This window comes from Pseudomonas fluorescens, assembly GCF_902497895.1.
Classification (GTDB): domain Bacteria; phylum Pseudomonadota; class Gammaproteobacteria; order Pseudomonadales; family Pseudomonadaceae; genus Aquipseudomonas; species Aquipseudomonas fluorescens_BP.
The window spans coordinates 1-15,834 of sequence record NZ_CABVHQ010000010.1; the positions used below are offsets into that span (position 1 = coordinate 1).

Sequence of the window (15,834 nt, forward strand, 5' to 3'; positions counted from 1 at the left end):
GTGTGGGAGATTGGGTTATTGCTCCAGTTTTTGCGGCGTTTCCTCGCCCATGCAGCGCACAGCCTTCTTCTTGCTGTTGACCAGCACGCCGGTCAAGCCTTTCTGCTCGGTGTCGAACAGCACCAGCACGCCATCAATGCACTGCGCGACCTGGGTAGCGGGCTCCAGGGAAACCTTGTAGTCCTCGCCCGGCTGGGTCTTGACCATGGTGAATTCGCTGAGCAGCAGTGCGTCCTCCGGTTTTGCAAAATGCAGGTAACCGTAGTACCACAGGACCGCGACAGTGCCGAGGATGCTGCAGATACCGGTGATGATCAGGGGAATGGCGTTACGTTCTTCACTCATTGCGGACTCTCTGGAGGTTCAACTTTTGAATTCGGGGGTTGTGGGTAATTCGGGACTTCGCCCAGCCGGCGCAAGCCGTCGAAATGCTGCGGGTCATCAAGATAGCGCAGCATGACTTTTCGCCAGAGCGGATCGGCAAAGGTCTGCACATGCCCACCACGGGTCAGCTGCAGCACCCTGGGCGGCGGCGCAGCTTGATACAGACGGATGCCGTTGGAAAGAGGCACCAGCGGATCATCGATGCTGTGGTAGATCAGTTTTGGCACTGCATTGAGTTGCGCCATGGCGTTGATCGCGCTGTCGTCGTCCGGCACCAGCCAGGACAGCGGCACCTGGAACGGCCAGGTCAGCCAGGAAGAATTCAAGGCGAAGCGCCCGACATCCCGGTAACTGGCCGGCACACCGTCGAACACTATGGCTTTGAGCTGACGCTGGCGCTCGGGATGTTTGACCAGGTAATGCACCGCCAGCGCGCCGCCAAGACTCTGGCCGAGGATCACCAGCGGCTTGCCCTGGACCTCGGGGGCCTGGTCCAGCCACTGGAACGCCGCGTCGAGGTCCTGATAGATCTCTGGCAGCCTTGGCTCACCCTCGGACAGGCCGTAGCCGCGATAGTCCACCAGCAACACCTGATAGCCCTCCTCCGGCAGCCACCAGCTGCCGCCCAGGTGCCAGGCCAGATTGCCGCCATTGCCGTGCAGATGCAGCACCGTGCCCTTGACCGCCACACCCGTCTTGGCCGGTAGCCACCAACCGTGCAACTTGAGGCCGTCGGCGGTGGTCAGGGTGACGTCGCGAAATTGCAGTTTGGCTTTTTCCGGGGTAAACGGCTGGCCGGGTTCGGGGTAGAACAGCAAGGCGCTGCAGCCGCTCAGGGCGAGTAACAGGCTGAAGATGCCGAGGATTCTCATCCGATTGAAACCTCGCATATAAGGGTGATGCATCAGTTTGGTGATCACTTGTGGCGAGGGGGCTTGTCGGAACGCCGCATCGCCCCGCTCGGCTGCGCAGCAGTCGTAAAACCTGCCCAGTGGTCTGCCTGGCAGCACCGATTTGCAGGTTTTAGGGCCGCTTCGCGCCCCAGCGGGGGTAAGCCCCCTCGCCACAGCAAGCTCCCTCGCCAAAAAAGCCCGTTCGCCGATAGACCTCATTGCTACAAGATATTCGAATAATCCGCTTCGATCCGGTCCAGGCTCAGGTGATTGAGGAAGTTGGAGAAGCACATCCAGGCCGACAAGGCATTCAAGTCACGGATTTGTTCGGGCAAATACTTTGGCGGCACCACCAGTCCTTCGTCCACCAGCTGGCGTAGCGTGCGCATGTCTTCCAGGGTGGTCTTGCCACAGAACAGCAAGGGAATCTGTTCAAGCTTGCCCTTACGCACGGCCAACTGAATGTAGTTGTAAACCATGATAAAGCCCTTGAGATAGGACAAGTCTTTGGTGAATGGCAGACCGTCAGGCACCGAGCCGCGGAACACCCGGCTGGCGTTGCCGTAGCTTTGCGCCATATCGAAGCCATGCTCGCGGAAGAACTCGAAGATCTGCATGAAGTCCGCGCCCTCTTCCACCATATGGATGGCGCGGGTGCGGTTAGTCAGTTTGCGCAGGCGGCTTGGATAAGAGGCAAAGGTGATGATTTCCATCAGGATCGCCAGGCCTTCCTGGGTCACGGTCGAGGACGGCGGGCCCTTGGACAGGAAGGTGCAGATCGGCTGGTTCAGGCCGTTGAGGGTGGTGCCGACATGCACCAGCCCCTCATGGACTTCGAGGGCGCGCACGTCACGGTGGTTGAACATCGCGTCGGTACGGATCTTGATGTAGTCGGCACCGGCCGCCGCATCGGCGACGATCCCGTCGGACTCGAACACCCGAATGGTGTCCTCGGCCTCACCGAACACCTTGTTCAGACGGGTTTGCAGCAGGTGAACGGCTTCCTTGGCGGTCAGGATCTTGGGTTCGTCCTTGAGGTCGCCGCGGCCGTCGATGTTGTTCAGGTAATCGGAGAGCATCAGGCCCAGGTCGGCCAGGGTCGGGTCACCGGCATGGAAGGCGTCGGAAGCGGCGCCGTAAAGCTCCTGGGAGATCAGACCGAAGTCTTCGGTGCCGCGCGCTTCGAGCATGCGCACCACCATGCGGTACTCCTTGCACATACGCCGCATGATCTGCCCGACCGGGTTGAACTGCCCCAGTTGCCGGGTAATGTCCCGTTCGATGTTCTGGAATTCCAGTTTCACCGAACTGGGATCGAACGCCAGCGGGCGGTTGAGGTAGTAGTCGCGATCCACCGCAGGCATTTCCTTGCCATCGGCCTCGAGGAAACCGTTGCGGATGCTGTCGTCCCACTTGACCGCATCCAGTACGCGGATCGGCGTTTGCGCCAGCACTATGCGATCGGACAAGAGGCGTATCGTCTGCTGGTATTCGTCCACCCGAAGCTCCTATAGATTACGTTCTTTGCCGCGTTTACTTACCTGAACGCTGGAAGCGCGCCACTTCGACGAATACGTCAGAGTTGGCGGGGTCATCCAGGTAGGCGAACACCTGATCCAGTGGATTGCCGATCAGCACGCCCTCGCCTTCTTTGGTTTCAAACGGCTCGCCGCTCAGGGCCTCTTGCCCCAGTGCCTGATGGATCTGCTCGAGGTCGAGGTTGTAGACCACCAGTTCATGGTTATCGGTCAACTCGAAACCGGCGATAGTGAAATTACCGCCAAATTGGGCCGGTACTTTTGCCGACACATACCAGCGGTTGCCGTGGCGCGAGACAGTGAAGCCATAGGCGTCGCGCTCCCGGGGTTTGGCTTTGACATAGCTGACGGCCTGGTAGCGATGGGTACCGACACGGGTCAGCTCAAGGTTGAGCGCCTCGCCCCAGGCATTCTTGCTGGTCCATTTGCCGAGCAACCCCGCAGGCGCCGGCTCACTCGCCGGCAACGGCGCCTTGAAGGACACCAGACAGCCGCTGAGCAGCAGGAACGACAAGGCGATCACTACACGCCAGGACTTCATTCAACACTCCCTATGAACATATGACCGGCTTCTGTAGGAGCTGCCGCAGGCTGCGATCTGTTTCAGCCTGGTGAGATCTGCGTGGGCAGATCGAAGATCAAAAGATCGCAGCCTGCGGCAGCTCCTACACAAGGGACCGCGTGGTTCACGTCAATGCCATCACCGATGGCGACTGCGTGGCTCACACCGATGCCAGCACCAAATGCATGTAACGCTTGAGAATACCGAGCATTTCTTCCTCGGCCTGAGGCTCCGGAGCATTGAGCAGACCTTGATATTCCATCCGTCCGATAATCGCCGTCAACACTTTGGCATCTTGTTGTGGCTCACGGGAACCCAATACCTGGAAAAACTGGCATGTGCCCTGTAGGAGAATTTGCTGGTGCGAGCGCACCAACAGCGCCAGACGCGGATTGAGCAGCGCTTCCTGGCGGAACGCCTGCTCGGCCATCAGGTGCTCGCGACGGTTGTGCAATTGGCGCTGAACATAGTCGGCGGTCAACCGGGCAATGTCATCGGCCAATTGCGAACGGGACGCCTGGCTGCCATCACCATAGGCAACCATCTCACGCAGCAAGCCTTCGTTATTCGCCCAGAATTTAGCCATGAAGGCCGCGCTGCGTTCCACGTATTGAGCGAAGGTATCGGTGAGCAGGTCATCGATATCCTTGAAATAGTAAGTGGTTGCCGACAGCGGCACACCCGCCTCGGCGGCCACTGCGCGGTGACGCACCGCCCGTACCCCGTCGCGTACGACGATGCGCATGGCGGCATCGAGAATAACCTGTCGGCGCTGCTCGCTGCCCTGTCGGCTGGCCTTGCGGCCCTGGTACTGAACACTTTCAGCGACCGCAGCGGCGATACCCGCTGCACCATCTAGAGCAATTGCACGATTCACGACAGGTATTTCCTCTCAAATGAAAGCAACAAATTGATACGTTTGTACCAGACAGGCAATAAAAAGCCGCCTGACGTAGGCGGCTTTTTCCTCAAAACACTTAGGCTTGCGGCCGCATGTGCGGGAACAGGATCACGTCGCGGATCGACGGAGCGTCGGTGAGCAGCATCACCAGACGGTCGATACCAATCCCTTCACCTGCCGTTGGCGGCATGCCGTACTCCAGGGCGCGAACAAAGTCGGCATCGTAATGCATGGCTTCGTCGTCACCGGAATCCTTGTCACGCACCTGGGCCTGGAAGCGCTCGGCCTGGTCTTCCGCGTCGTTCAACTCGGAGTAGGCGTTGGCGATTTCACGGCCGCCAATGAACAGCTCGAAGCGGTCGGTGACATTCGGGTTGGTGTTGTTGCGACGTGCCAGCGGCGACACTTCGAACGGGTATTCGGTGATAAAGGTCGGCTGTTCCAGTTTGTGCTCGACCAGCTCTTCGAAAATCATGGTTTGCAGCTTGCCCAGACCTTCGAAGCCTTTGACGTCGGCACCGGACTTCTTGGCGATAACGCGGGCCTTGTCGATGTCTTGCAGATCGGCTTCGGTGATCTCCGGGTTGTACTTGAGGATCGAAGCAAACACCGAGATGCGCTGGAACGGCTGGCCGAAGTGGAACACCTTGCCTTGATACGGCACATCGGTGGAACCCAGAACCAGCTGCGCGAGTTCGCGGAACAGTTCTTCGGTCAGGTCCATGTTGTCTTCGTAGTCAGCGTAGGCCTGGTAGAACTCGAGCATGGTGAACTCGGGATTGTGCCGGGTCGAAACGCCTTCGTTACGGAAGTTGCGGTTGATCTCGAACACGCGCTCGAAACCACCGACCACCAAACGCTTGAGGTACAGCTCCGGCGCGATGCGCAGGAACATGTCCAGGTCCAGGGCATTGTGGTGAGTCTCGAACGGCTTGGCCGCGGCGCCACCCGGAATGGTTTGCAGCATCGGCGTTTCGACTTCAAGGAAGTCGCGCTGCATCAGGAAGCTGCGGATGTGCGCAATCACTTGCGAACGAATGCGGAACGTCTGACGGACTTCTTCGTTGACGATCAGATCGACGTAGCGCTGGCGATAACGGGTTTCGGTATCGGTCAGGCCGTGGTGCTTGTCCGGCAGCGGGCGCAGGGACTTGGTCAGCAGGCGCACGTTGGTCATTTCAACGTACAGGTCACCTTTGCCGGAACGCGCCAGGGTACCTTCGGCGGCAATGATGTCGCCCAGGTCCCAGGTTTTGACCGCGGCCAGGGTGTCTTCGGACAGGGTTTTACGGTTGACGTAAACCTGGATGCGCCCGGACATGTCCTGAATCACCATGAAGGAACCACGGTTGAGCATGAGACGACCGGCAACCTTGACCGGGATCGCAGCCTCTGCCAGCTCTTCCTTGGTCTTGTCCGCGTACTTCTTCTGCAAATCTTCGCAGTAGGCATCGCGACGGAAGTCGTTGGGGAAGGCCTGGCCCTTGGCGCGCTCGGCAGCAAGCTTTTCCTTGCGCAGGGCGATCAGGGAGTTTTCTTCCTGTTGCAGGGCTTGCGGATCGAGTTGTAGGTCGCTCATGTCTTTAAATATTCCATCACAGGTTCATTGCCCCCGGCTTCGAGGGTTCGCGGGCTTCGCCGCGCTCCTGCGGGAGCGCGGTGGCTCCGCAGATTTCCGGTGTTGCCTGATTACAGCCCTTGTTTGAGGCTGGCGATCAGGTATTCGTCGATATCGCCGTCGAGCACCTTGTCGCAGTCGCTGCGCTCGATGTTAGTGCGCAGATCCTTGATCCGCGACTGGTCGAGCACGTACGAACGGATCTGATGACCCCAGCCGATATCCGACTTGGTGTCTTCCAGGGCTTGCGAAGCAGCGTTGCGCTTCTGCACTTCCTGTTCGTACAAACGTGCCCGCAACATTTTCATCGCGGTGTCTTTGTTCGCGTGCTGGGAACGTTCGTTCTGGCAGCAGACCACGGTGTTGCTCGGTACGTGGGTGATACGGACCGCCGAGTCGGTGGTGTTTACGTGCTGACCACCGGCACCGGAGGAGCGATAGGTATCGATCCGCAAGTCCGACGGGTTGATGTCGATTTCGATGTTGTCATCGATTTCCGGCGAAACGAAAACCGCCGAGAACGAGGTGTGACGGCGGTTGCCGGAGTCGTACGGGCTCTTGCGCACCAGACGGTGCACGCCGATTTCGGTGCGCAGCCAGCCAAAGGCGTATTCACCCTTGATATGCACGGTCGCGCCCTTGATCCCGGCGACTTCACCGGCGGACAGCTCCATGATGGTCGCTTCGAAACCGCGTTTATCCGCCCAGCGCAGGTACATGCGCAGCAGGATGTTGGCCCAGTCCTGGGCTTCGGTGCCGCCGGAACCGGACTGAATGTCCAGGTAAGCGTTGTTGGCATCCATCTCGCCGCTGAACATCCGGCGGAACTCTAGCTTCTCGAGGGATTCGCGCAGACGCTCGACTTCAGCGGCAACGTCGTCTACAGCGGCCTGGTCTTCTTCCTCGGCAGACATCAGCAGCAGGTCTTTGGCATCTACCAGACCACTGGACATCTCATCAAGGGTATCGACGATCTGGGCCAGCAAGGAACGCTCGCGGCCTAGATTCTGGGCGTATTCAGGGTTGTTCCAGACACTCGGATCTTCAAGCTCGCGATTGACTTCGGTCAGACGCTCATGCTTTTGATCGTAGTCAAAGATACCCCCGAATAGTTTCGGAGCGCTCGGACAGGTCCTTGATACTGTTAAGGATCGGGTTGATTTCCATGGCGGGCAGCACTCGTTGGCGAACTTTTGAAAGCCGGCGAGTATACCGTAATCAGGCTGTCATCGCAGCCCGCTTGGCCGATGACACCCCTATTTCATTCAATCCCCACCTGATTACGCCCATCGTTCTTCGCCCGGTACAACCCTTTGTCGGCGGCCAGGATCAGTTGCCGACAATTGCTGCCCTGCTGCGGGGTCAGGGTCGACAGGCCGATGCTGATGGTCAGCTTCGCGCCTTCGGTCGGGTAGATGTGCGGGATATTCAGTGCGGCCACGGTCTGGCGCAGTTTCTCGGCGACCATCCGTGCGCCGCCTGGCGAGGTATTGGGTAGCACCAGGACGAACTCTTCGCCACCGTAACGGGCCGGCAGGTCCGACGGGCGGCTGCTGGCGTCGCGAATGGCCATGGCGACCTTGCGCAGGGCTTCGTCGCCCTCCAGATGACCGAAGCTGTCGTTGTACAACTTGAAGTAGTCGACATCGATCATCAATAGCGACAGTTGCGTCTGATCGCGCAGGCATCGCCGCCATTCCAGTTCGAGGTACTCGTCGAAGTGCCGGCGATTGGACAGCCCGGTCAGGCCGTCGGAGTTCATCAGGCGTTGCAACACCAGATTGGTGTCGAGCAACTGCTGCTGGCTGACCCGCAAGGCGCGATAGGCCGCATCGCGCTGCAACAGGGTCATATAGGAGCGCGAGTGATAGCGGATCCGCGCCACCAGTTCGATGTTGTCCGGCAACTTGACCAGGTAATCGTTGGCCCCGGCGGCAAACGCCGCGCTTTTGATCAAGGGGTCTTCTTTGGTCGACAGCACGATGATCGGAATATTCCTGGTCGCCGGGTGGTTGCGGTATTCACGGACCAGCGTCAGGCCATCCAGGCCTGGCATGACCAGATCCTGGAGGATCACCGTCGGCTTGATGCGCACAGCCTGGGCGATGGCCTGATGCGGGTCGGCGCAAAAGTGGAAGTCGATATTCTCTTCATTGGCCAGCCCGCGCCGTACTGCTTCACCGATCATTGCCTGGTCATCGACCAACAGCACCATCGCGGCATTTTCATCGGTTTTGAAATCGTCGAGCTGTAAATCATTCATCGGTGATCACCTGAATTTCTAGGCTGACCAAGACAGCTATGTGGTCAGTCATTTGGCAAATATCTCCAGCAGTCGTGGCGCAATCTTGTCCAGCGGGCAAATTTCCACGGCGGCGTCAATCGCCGCCGCCGCTTTGGGCATCCCATACACTGCACTGCTGCGTTGGTCCTGAGCGATGGTCAGGAAACCCTGCTGGCGCATCAATTTGAGACCCTGTGCGCCATCCCGGCCCATGCCGGTCAGCAATACGCCCACCGCATCGCCACTCCAGTAACTGGCCACGCTCTCGAAGAACACGTCGATCGAGGGACGATAGATCTCGTTGACTGGCTCTGCGGTATAAGCCAGCGTGCCGTTCTTCAGCAAGCGAATATGGTGGTTGGTGCCGGCCAGCAGCACGGTGCCGCTTTGCGGCTGTTCTCCCTGTTGCGCCAGGCGCACGGTCAACCCCGAAGCACTGCTCAACCATTCGGCCATGCCTGCGGCGAATACCTGGTCAACATGCTGAACCAGCACGATGGCCGCAGGAAAATCCCGTGGCAGGCTTTTGAGGAGGATTTCCAGCGCCGCCGGCCCGCCAGCGGAAGAACCGATGGCCACCAGACTCTTTCGCTGCGCCATGCTGCGCAACGGTGTCGGCGCCGAACATACCTCACTGCCGCTCTGGCCGATCAGCCAGCCGATGTTGAGAATCTTGCGCAGCAGCGGCGCTACGGCCTCTTTCGCGTTACTGCTACCGACAACCGGCGTATCGACCACATCCAGCGCGCCAAAGCCCATGGCCTCGAACACCCGATGGACGTGTTGCTCGCGGTCGACGGTCACGATCACGATGGCACATGGGCTCTGGGCCATGATCCGCCGGGTCGCCTCCACGCCATCCATTACCGGCATGATCAAATCCATCAGGATCAGGTCTGGAGTCAGTTCGGCGCACAGTTTCACGGCCTCGGCGCCATTGTTCGCGACCCACACCACTTCGTGCGCCGGCTCGAATGCCAGGGCTCTGCGCAAGGCTTCTACTGCCATGGGCATATCGTTGACGATAGCGATCTTCATGCCCGTGCTCTCCCTATCAGTTCCACCACTGCATCCAGCAACGCGTCATCATGGAAACTGGCTTTGGCTAGATAATAGTCGGCCCCGGCGTCCAGTCCACGACGGCGGTCTTCTTCGCGATCCTTGTAGGAAACCACCATTACCGGCAGCGACTGCAAACGAGTATCGCGACGCAACAGGGTGACCAATTCGATGCCATCCATTCGCGGCATATCGATGTCGGTGATCAGCAGATCGAAGTCTTCAGCGCGCAGGGCGTTCCAACCATCCATGCCGTCTACCGCCACCGCCACGTCATAACCGCGATTGAGCAACAGTTTGCGTTGCAATTCGCGCACGGTCAGGGAGTCGTCGACCACCAGAATGCGTTTGCGTGCGACTTCCGCCACCTGATGCGGGTGCCGGGCGATTCGTTCCAGGCGGCCGGTGTCGAGGAGTTTATTCACCGAGCGCAGCATGTCTTCGACGTCGACAATCAGCACCACGGAGCCATCGTCCAGCAGCGCCCCGGCGCAAATATCCTGAATCTTGCCCAAGCGATCGTCGAGGGGCAGCACCACCAGCGTGCGTTCGCCGACAAACCGCTCGACGGCCACGCCATACACCGCGTCGCGCTCGCGGATCACCACCACCTTGAGGCTTTGCTCGCTGCTCTGCGCCGCCGGGCGCTGCAACAGCTGGCTGGCCGCGACCAGGCCGACATGCCGGCCTTCGTGCCAGAAGTGCTGCCGGCCTTCGACTTGCACGATCGCCTCCGGTTCCAGGTCGCACATGCGTTCGATGTGCGCCAGCGGGAAGGCATAGGCCTCGTCGGCGACTTCCACCACCAGGCTGCGCACCACCGAAAGGGTCAGCGGCACTTCAAGATGGAACCGGCTGCCCTCGCCCGCCGTTTGTTCCAGCACCACCGCTCCGCGCAACTGCCGGACCATGTGCTGAACCGCATCCAGGCCGACGCCGCGACCGGAGACTTCGGTGACCTTGTCACGCAGACTGAAGCCCGGCAGGAACAGGAAGGTCAGCAACTCTTCTTCGCTCAACTGGGCGGCGGTCTCGGCTGGTGACAATTGGCGCTCCACAATGCTCTGGCGGACTTGTTCCAGGTCGACGCCGTGGCCGTCGTCGCTCAGCTCCAGTACCAGCAGCCCGGCCTGATGGGACGCCCGCAGACGAATCAGACCTTCTGCCGGTTTACCAGCGAGCAGCCGTTGTTCGGGGGCTTCGATGCCATGATCCACGGCGTTGCGCAGCAAATGGGTCAGCGGCGCTTCGAGTTTTTCCAGCACATCGCGATCAACCTGGGTCTTGTCGCCCTCGATCTCCAACCGCACCTGCTTGCCCAGGCTGCGCCCCAGATCGCGGACCATCCGTTCCTGGCCGGCCAGCACATCGGCGAACGGCCGCATGCGACAGGCCAGCGCCGTGTCATACAAGACTTGAGCGCGCTGACTGGCGTGCCAGCCGAACTCATCCAGCTCGGCGGTTTTCTCCGCCAGCAGTTGCTGGGACTCGGCGAGCAGGCGCCGGGCATCGGCCAAGTCTTCCTGGGCTTCAAGGCTCAGGTCGTGCTCTTTGAGATGAAGGTTGAGGTTTTCCAGGGCTCGCAGACTGTTGCTCTGCATGCGCCTTAGACGCTGCATAGTCACCAGCCAGGGCTTGAGACGCTGGGTTTCCACCAGCGACTTGCTCGACAGATCGAGCAAACTGTTCAAGCGTTCGGCGGTCACCCGCAGTACCCGTTCGCCACCCTCGGTGACACGCCGGCTGTTGCGCGGCGTTTCGCTGGGTGCGGCAAGCATCGGACCTGGCTCCAGCAACAATTCCAGCTCGTTACGGGGCAGCGTGAGTTGCAGTTCAGCCATCGGCAGCGTGAGCGCTTCAATGGCGGGGGCAGCACTTCTGACGAGCATCGCGGCCGGATCGAGCAACCGGCCCATCAAGGCGACATAGCCCTCGATATCGTTCGGGCCGACATTGGCACTGTCCGGCGTCGCGATGCGCATCAGCAGATCGGTGCCTTGCAGCAAGGCATCGATATGCTCGGGCAGCAAGTACAGACGACCTTCCTGAGCGCTGACCAGGCAATCCTCCATCACATGCGCCACGCTGACCCCGGCATCCACCCCGACAATCCGTGCGGCGCCCTTGAGTGAATGCGCCGCACGCATGCAGGCTTCCAGTTGATCGGCCTGGGTCGGGTTGCGCTCCAGCGCCAGCAGGCCAGCACTGAGCACCTGGGTCTGTGCTTCAGCTTCCAGGCTGAACAGCTCGAGCATCGACGCGTCGCGCATCTGATCGGGGGTCATGCGAGGCTCCGGGTCACGGCGCACAGCAACTGTTCTTCATCCAGCCAGCGCAAGCTGCGGCCTTTGAATTGCAAGACACCCCGGGTGTATTTGCCGCTGGCTTGCGAACCGGAGCTGGAGGAAGCGTTCAAGGTGCGTTCATCGATAGCGTGAATCCCGTCCACTTCATCCACGGGCACCACTACCGGGCCACCATGGGCTGCGATGATCAACATGCGCGGCATGACCCGTGTACCGGAGGCAACCACGGTGGTAGCGTCCAGCCCCAGCAATTCCACGAGCGACAGGCAGGCGACCAGGGCTCCACGCACATTCGCCACGCCCAACAGCGCACGAGAACGCTGGTGCGGCAAGGAATGGATCGGCTGCAACGGCGCAACCTCGACCAGGCAGCGGGTCGCCAGTGCCAGCCACTCTTCGCCCAGGCGAAACATCAACAGCGAGCGAGTGACGACATCGTTCTCGACGGCGATCGACTGCTGATGGTCTTCCTGTTGCAAGGCATAACGATCGAGCAGGCGGGTGGCCGCAGCGGAATACACCGCGCAGTTGCGACAGTGAATATGTTCGGCCAACAACGGGCAGGACTTGTCACCGTGGATACCGATACGGTTCCAGCAGTCATCGATGGCCTGCGCATCCTTGTGGGTCAGGCTCAACGAAACAGAACTGCTCATCGTTTATCCTCACTATCAGCGGTGCGCTCGCTACGAGCGGCGCGTTCCTGCAACCGACGGGCACCCGCCGTATCCCCTTGGGACGCCAGCAAAACCGCCAGCTGCATCAAGGCTTCCGGGTGCTGCGGCTGCAGATACAAGGCCTTGCGATAGAAACCCTGAGCCTCCAGCACGCTGCCGGCGACATCGCTGAGCAAACCCAGCCAGTAAAACACTTGAGCCACCGGTTCATGGCTGCGCAGGTACTGCTCACAAGCCACGCGGGCTTCGGCGCTTTTGCCGGCATTGGCCAGGGCGGCGATGTGGCCGAGCAAGGCCGCGGCATCAGTGGGCGCAGCACTCACCTGGGCAGGTCTAAGTGTTGGCACGACACTGGCGAAGGGCCGGCTGGGCGCAGGCGCTACCACGCTGCGTATTGGCTGGCGAACCGGCATCGGTGTTGGAATAAAGTCCGGCAGCGGCTCGGGTTCAGGCTCGATGTATCGACTGAAGGCAAAGGACTGCGCAGCGCCGATCGAACGCATGCCCAAGCGTCCCAGCAAACTGCCCTCGGCCGGGCCGATAAACAGCACGCCGTCGACATGGGTCAGGCGCTTGAGCACTTCAAACACCTGTTGCTGAGTCGGCTGGTCGAAGTAGATCAGCAGGTTGCGGCAGAACACAAAGTCATAGGGCGGTTCGTTGGCCAGCAGGGCCGGATCCAGCAGATTGCCCACCTGCAGACGGACCTGCTCGAGCACCCGCTGACTGACGTGATAACCCTCAGCCTCATTGCTGAAGTGACGCTCGCGAAAATCGAGGTCCTGTCCGCGAAATGAGTTCTTGCCGTAGATCGCGCGCCTGGCCCGTTCGACCGACAAAGGACTGACATCCAGCCCTTCGACCTTGAACTGATGGGGCGCCAGACCGGCATCGAGCAAGGCCATGGCAATCGAATAGGGCTCTTCGCCGGTCGAACACGGCAGGCTGAGAATCCGCAAGGCGCGCATATTGTTGATCTTGGCCAGACGCGTCACCGCCAGCCTGGCCAGGGTCGCGAAGGATTCCGGGTAGCGGAAAAACCAGGTTTCCGGGACGATCACCGCTTCGATCAGCGCATGCTGTTCATCTAGCGAACCTTGCAGTGCGTGCCAGTACTCGTCCGCGCTCAGCGCCCGCTGAGCAGTGGCGCGCTGGCGCACTGCACGCTCGATGATCGCCGGCCCCACGGACGCCACGTCCAGGCCGATGCGCTCCTTGAGGAAATCGAAAAACCGCTGGTCGCTGCTCATGGACGCTCCTCAAGCCGAGCGAGATCCAGGGGTGGCGACGGGAACAGCAGCGCGCGAACCTCGGCGTCGAGCAAATCGACGACCCGAATCCATTGCAGCAAACCCTGCTGATCTTCGCGCACCGGCCCCAGATACGGCGCCTGGCGATTGTCCAGGCCATAGGGCTGAAAGTCCGCCGGGTTGCAGCGCAGGGTATCGGTGGCCTGTTCAAGAATCAGCCCGAGCAATTGCCCGGGCAGCGAGGCATCCGGACGATAGTGCACCAGCACCAGGCGGGTGCTGGTGCGTGCCTGAGCCGGCTGGCCGAAGGTCAATTCGCTGAGGTCGATAACCGGCACCACCGCACCCCGCCAGGCGAACACCCCGGCGACCCACGAGGGGGCCTTGGCGATCGGTTTGAGTGGCAGGCGCGGCAGCACTTCGGCCACTTCTATGGCCTGCAGGGCATAACGGTCGTTGCCGATGCGGAACAGTAAAAACAACGAATGTTTCGGCGCTATTGCCACGCCGCGTTTCGCCACGAGCTCGCTCATCAGACTTTGAAACGCGAGACGCCGCTGCGCAGCCCCACCGCCACGTGACTCAGCTCATCGATGGCGGAGCTGGCCTGACGCAGCGAGTCCACGGTCTGGCTGCTGGCATCACCCAATTGCACCAGCGCGTGGTTGATCTGCTCGGCCCCGGTAGCTTGGGCCTGCATGCCTTCGTTGACCATCAGCACCCGCGGTGCCAGCGCCTGAACCTGATGAATGATCTGCGACAGCTGCTCGCCGACCTGCTGTACCTCGGACATGCCGCGGCGCACTTCTTCGGAGAATTTGTCCATGCCCATGACCCCGGCCGACACCGCCGACTGGATCTCACGGACCATCTGCTCGATATCGTAAGTGGCCACGGCGGTCTGATCCGCCAGGCGCCGCACTTCGGTGGCAACCACGGCAAAACCACGGCCGTACTCACCGGCCTTCTCGGCTTCGATGGCGGCGTTGAGCGACAGCAGGTTGGTCTGGTCGGCGACCTTGACGATGGTCACCACTACCTGATTGATGTTGCCCGCCTTCTCGTTGAGGATCGCCAACTTGGCATTGACCAGATCGGCCGCCCCCATCACCGAGAGCATGGTCCCTTCCATGCGCGCCAGGCCCTGCTGACCGGAGCCGGCCAGCACCGAGGCCTGGTCGGCGGCGGTGGAGACTTCGGTCATGGTCCGCACCAGATCCCGGGAGGTCGCGGCAATTTCCCGCGAAGTGGCGCCGATTTCCGTGGTGGTCGCCGCCGTTTCAGTCGCGGTGGCCTGCTGTTGCTTGGAGGTCGCAGCGATTTCGGTGACCGAGGTGGTGACCTGTACCGAAGAGCGCTGGGCCTGGGACACCAGCGACGTGAGTTCGCTCATCATGTCGTTGAAGCCAGTTTCGACCGCGCCGAACTCGTCCTTGCGCTCCAGATTCAAACGCCCGCTCAAGTCGCCGGTACGCATGACATCGAGGATTTCGACGATGCGGTTCATCGGCGCCATGATCGCGCGCATCAGCAGCAGACCGCACAGACCGGCAGCGAATATCGCGATCAGTAAAGAGACGCCCATGCTGATTTCGGCTTCAATCAGTGCGTCATGAATGGCGCCCATGGACTGATCTGCCACACCCTTGTTCTGGGAAATGATCTCGTTGAGCTTCTCGCGACCGGCGGCCCAGATCGGGGTCAACTCTTCCTTGAAAACCCGCTCGGCGTCAGTATTTTGCTCACGATGGTGCAGATCAAGCACAGTGGCCAGTGTCTTGGTGTAAGTCTGATGCAGCGTCTTGAAGGCATCGAACTCGGCCTGATCCTTTGGTCCATGGATGGTCTGCTGATAATTCGCCAGTTGCTGCTCGATTTGCTGCTCCAGGGATTTGAAGTCCGCCACATGCTTTGAGCCCTCCTCCCCTCCATGTTGCAGTCCAAACAGTTCCTCGACCTCCATGTAATTATCGATCCAGACGCCACGAATCATTGCGCTGAAGTACAAACCAGGCATGGCGTCGGTCCGTATGTTCTCCTCCGAGGATTCGATCTTCAGCAACCGAGAATACGAGACCAGGACCATCAGCAACATGATGCCGATAATCACCGCAAAGCTCGCCAAAATGCGTTGGCGCAACGTCCAGTTCTTCACAGTCAGTCCTCGGGGCCGTTCAAATGGGGGGCAGTATAGTCGAGGCCGTGTCTTCACCCAGTAACGTGTTGTGCTGTACGTCTCACTTAGTGAGCAGAAAGTTGGGGGCCGCTCTGGAGCGCTACTTTGGGGCAGGAGCAGCAAGCGTTGTCAGTGATGAATTGACAGGAAAAGACCGTGGGTGGGTCATTGAGGGGCTGAAAATTA

Annotated in this window: 14 protein-coding genes; all 14 read right to left on the reverse strand. The window is 60.4% G+C overall.

Annotated features, from left to right (window positions below):
* Window positions 1-15 precede the first annotated feature (15 nt).
* On the reverse strand, window positions 16-345 hold the full coding sequence (locus F8N21_RS07205) for a hypothetical protein (protein ID WP_150641464.1): 330 nt from the start codon (window positions 343-345) through the stop codon (window positions 16-18).
* Window positions 342-1,256: an alpha/beta hydrolase gene (locus F8N21_RS07210; RefSeq protein ID WP_150641465.1), complete on the reverse strand. Its 915-nt coding sequence runs from the start codon at window positions 1,254-1,256 to the stop codon at window positions 342-344. The genes F8N21_RS07205 and F8N21_RS07210 overlap by 4 nt, the downstream gene beginning before the upstream one ends.
* 242 nt (window positions 1,257-1,498) lie before the next feature.
* The gene (locus F8N21_RS07215; RefSeq protein ID WP_150641466.1) at window positions 1,499-2,776 is read right to left on the reverse strand and encodes a flavohemoglobin expression-modulating QEGLA motif protein; all 1,278 of its coding nucleotides are present in this window, start codon (window positions 2,774-2,776) and stop codon (window positions 1,499-1,501) included.
* Between the two features lie 34 nt (window positions 2,777-2,810).
* Window positions 2,811-3,356 carry a hypothetical protein gene (locus F8N21_RS07220; RefSeq protein ID WP_150641467.1) on the reverse strand — a complete coding sequence of 182 codons (546 nt, stop codon included), beginning with the start codon at window positions 3,354-3,356 and terminating at the stop codon, window positions 2,811-2,813.
* A 181-nt stretch (window positions 3,357-3,537) separates the two neighbouring features.
* The gene (locus F8N21_RS07225) at window positions 3,538-4,254 is read right to left on the reverse strand and encodes a TetR/AcrR family transcriptional regulator (protein ID WP_150641468.1); all 717 of its coding nucleotides are present in this window, start codon (window positions 4,252-4,254) and stop codon (window positions 3,538-3,540) included.
* Window positions 4,255-4,354: 100 nt separating this feature from the next.
* The gene (gene lysS, locus F8N21_RS07230) at window positions 4,355-5,857 is read right to left on the reverse strand and encodes a lysine--tRNA ligase (protein ID WP_150641469.1); all 1,503 of its coding nucleotides are present in this window, start codon (window positions 5,855-5,857) and stop codon (window positions 4,355-4,357) included.
* Between the two features lie 110 nt (window positions 5,858-5,967).
* Window positions 5,968-7,063 (reverse strand): peptide chain release factor 2 gene (prfB, locus tag F8N21_RS07235; RefSeq protein WP_150641470.1). Its coding sequence is split into 2 segments (ribosomal slippage): window positions 5,968-6,990 and window positions 6,992-7,063, totalling 1,095 coding nucleotides; the frame shifts between segments, so codons are not numbered across the junction.
* Between the two features lie 94 nt (window positions 7,064-7,157).
* Window positions 7,158-8,159: a diguanylate cyclase gene (locus tag F8N21_RS07240; RefSeq protein WP_150641471.1), complete on the reverse strand. Its 1,002-nt coding sequence runs from the start codon at window positions 8,157-8,159 to the stop codon at window positions 7,158-7,160.
* A 48-nt stretch (window positions 8,160-8,207) separates the two neighbouring features.
* Complete coding sequence (locus F8N21_RS07245) at window positions 8,208-9,218, reverse strand: chemotaxis response regulator protein-glutamate methylesterase (RefSeq protein WP_150641472.1); 1,011 nt, start codon at window positions 9,216-9,218, stop codon at window positions 8,208-8,210.
* Window positions 9,215-11,524, reverse strand: coding sequence for a hybrid sensor histidine kinase/response regulator (locus F8N21_RS07250; RefSeq protein WP_150641473.1), 2,310 nt, complete (start codon window positions 11,522-11,524; stop codon window positions 9,215-9,217). Before F8N21_RS07250 ends, F8N21_RS07245 begins: the two co-directional genes overlap by 4 nt.
* Window positions 11,521-12,201: a chemotaxis protein CheW gene (locus F8N21_RS07255; protein ID WP_150641474.1), complete on the reverse strand. Its 681-nt coding sequence runs from the start codon at window positions 12,199-12,201 to the stop codon at window positions 11,521-11,523. Before F8N21_RS07255 ends, F8N21_RS07250 begins: the two co-directional genes overlap by 4 nt.
* Window positions 12,198-13,472: a CheR family methyltransferase gene (locus F8N21_RS07260; RefSeq protein WP_150641475.1), complete on the reverse strand. Its 1,275-nt coding sequence runs from the start codon at window positions 13,470-13,472 to the stop codon at window positions 12,198-12,200. The genes F8N21_RS07255 and F8N21_RS07260 overlap by 4 nt, the downstream gene beginning before the upstream one ends.
* On the reverse strand, window positions 13,469-14,005 hold the full coding sequence (locus F8N21_RS07265) for a chemotaxis protein CheW (RefSeq protein ID WP_150641476.1): 537 nt from the start codon (window positions 14,003-14,005) through the stop codon (window positions 13,469-13,471). Before F8N21_RS07265 ends, F8N21_RS07260 begins: the two co-directional genes overlap by 4 nt.
* Window positions 14,005-15,627 (reverse strand): methyl-accepting chemotaxis protein, encoded by a 1,623-nt coding sequence (locus tag F8N21_RS07270; protein ID WP_150641477.1) that lies wholly within the window; start codon window positions 15,625-15,627, stop codon window positions 14,005-14,007. The genes F8N21_RS07265 and F8N21_RS07270 overlap by 1 nt, the downstream gene beginning before the upstream one ends.
* Window positions 15,628-15,834 lie beyond the last annotated feature (207 nt).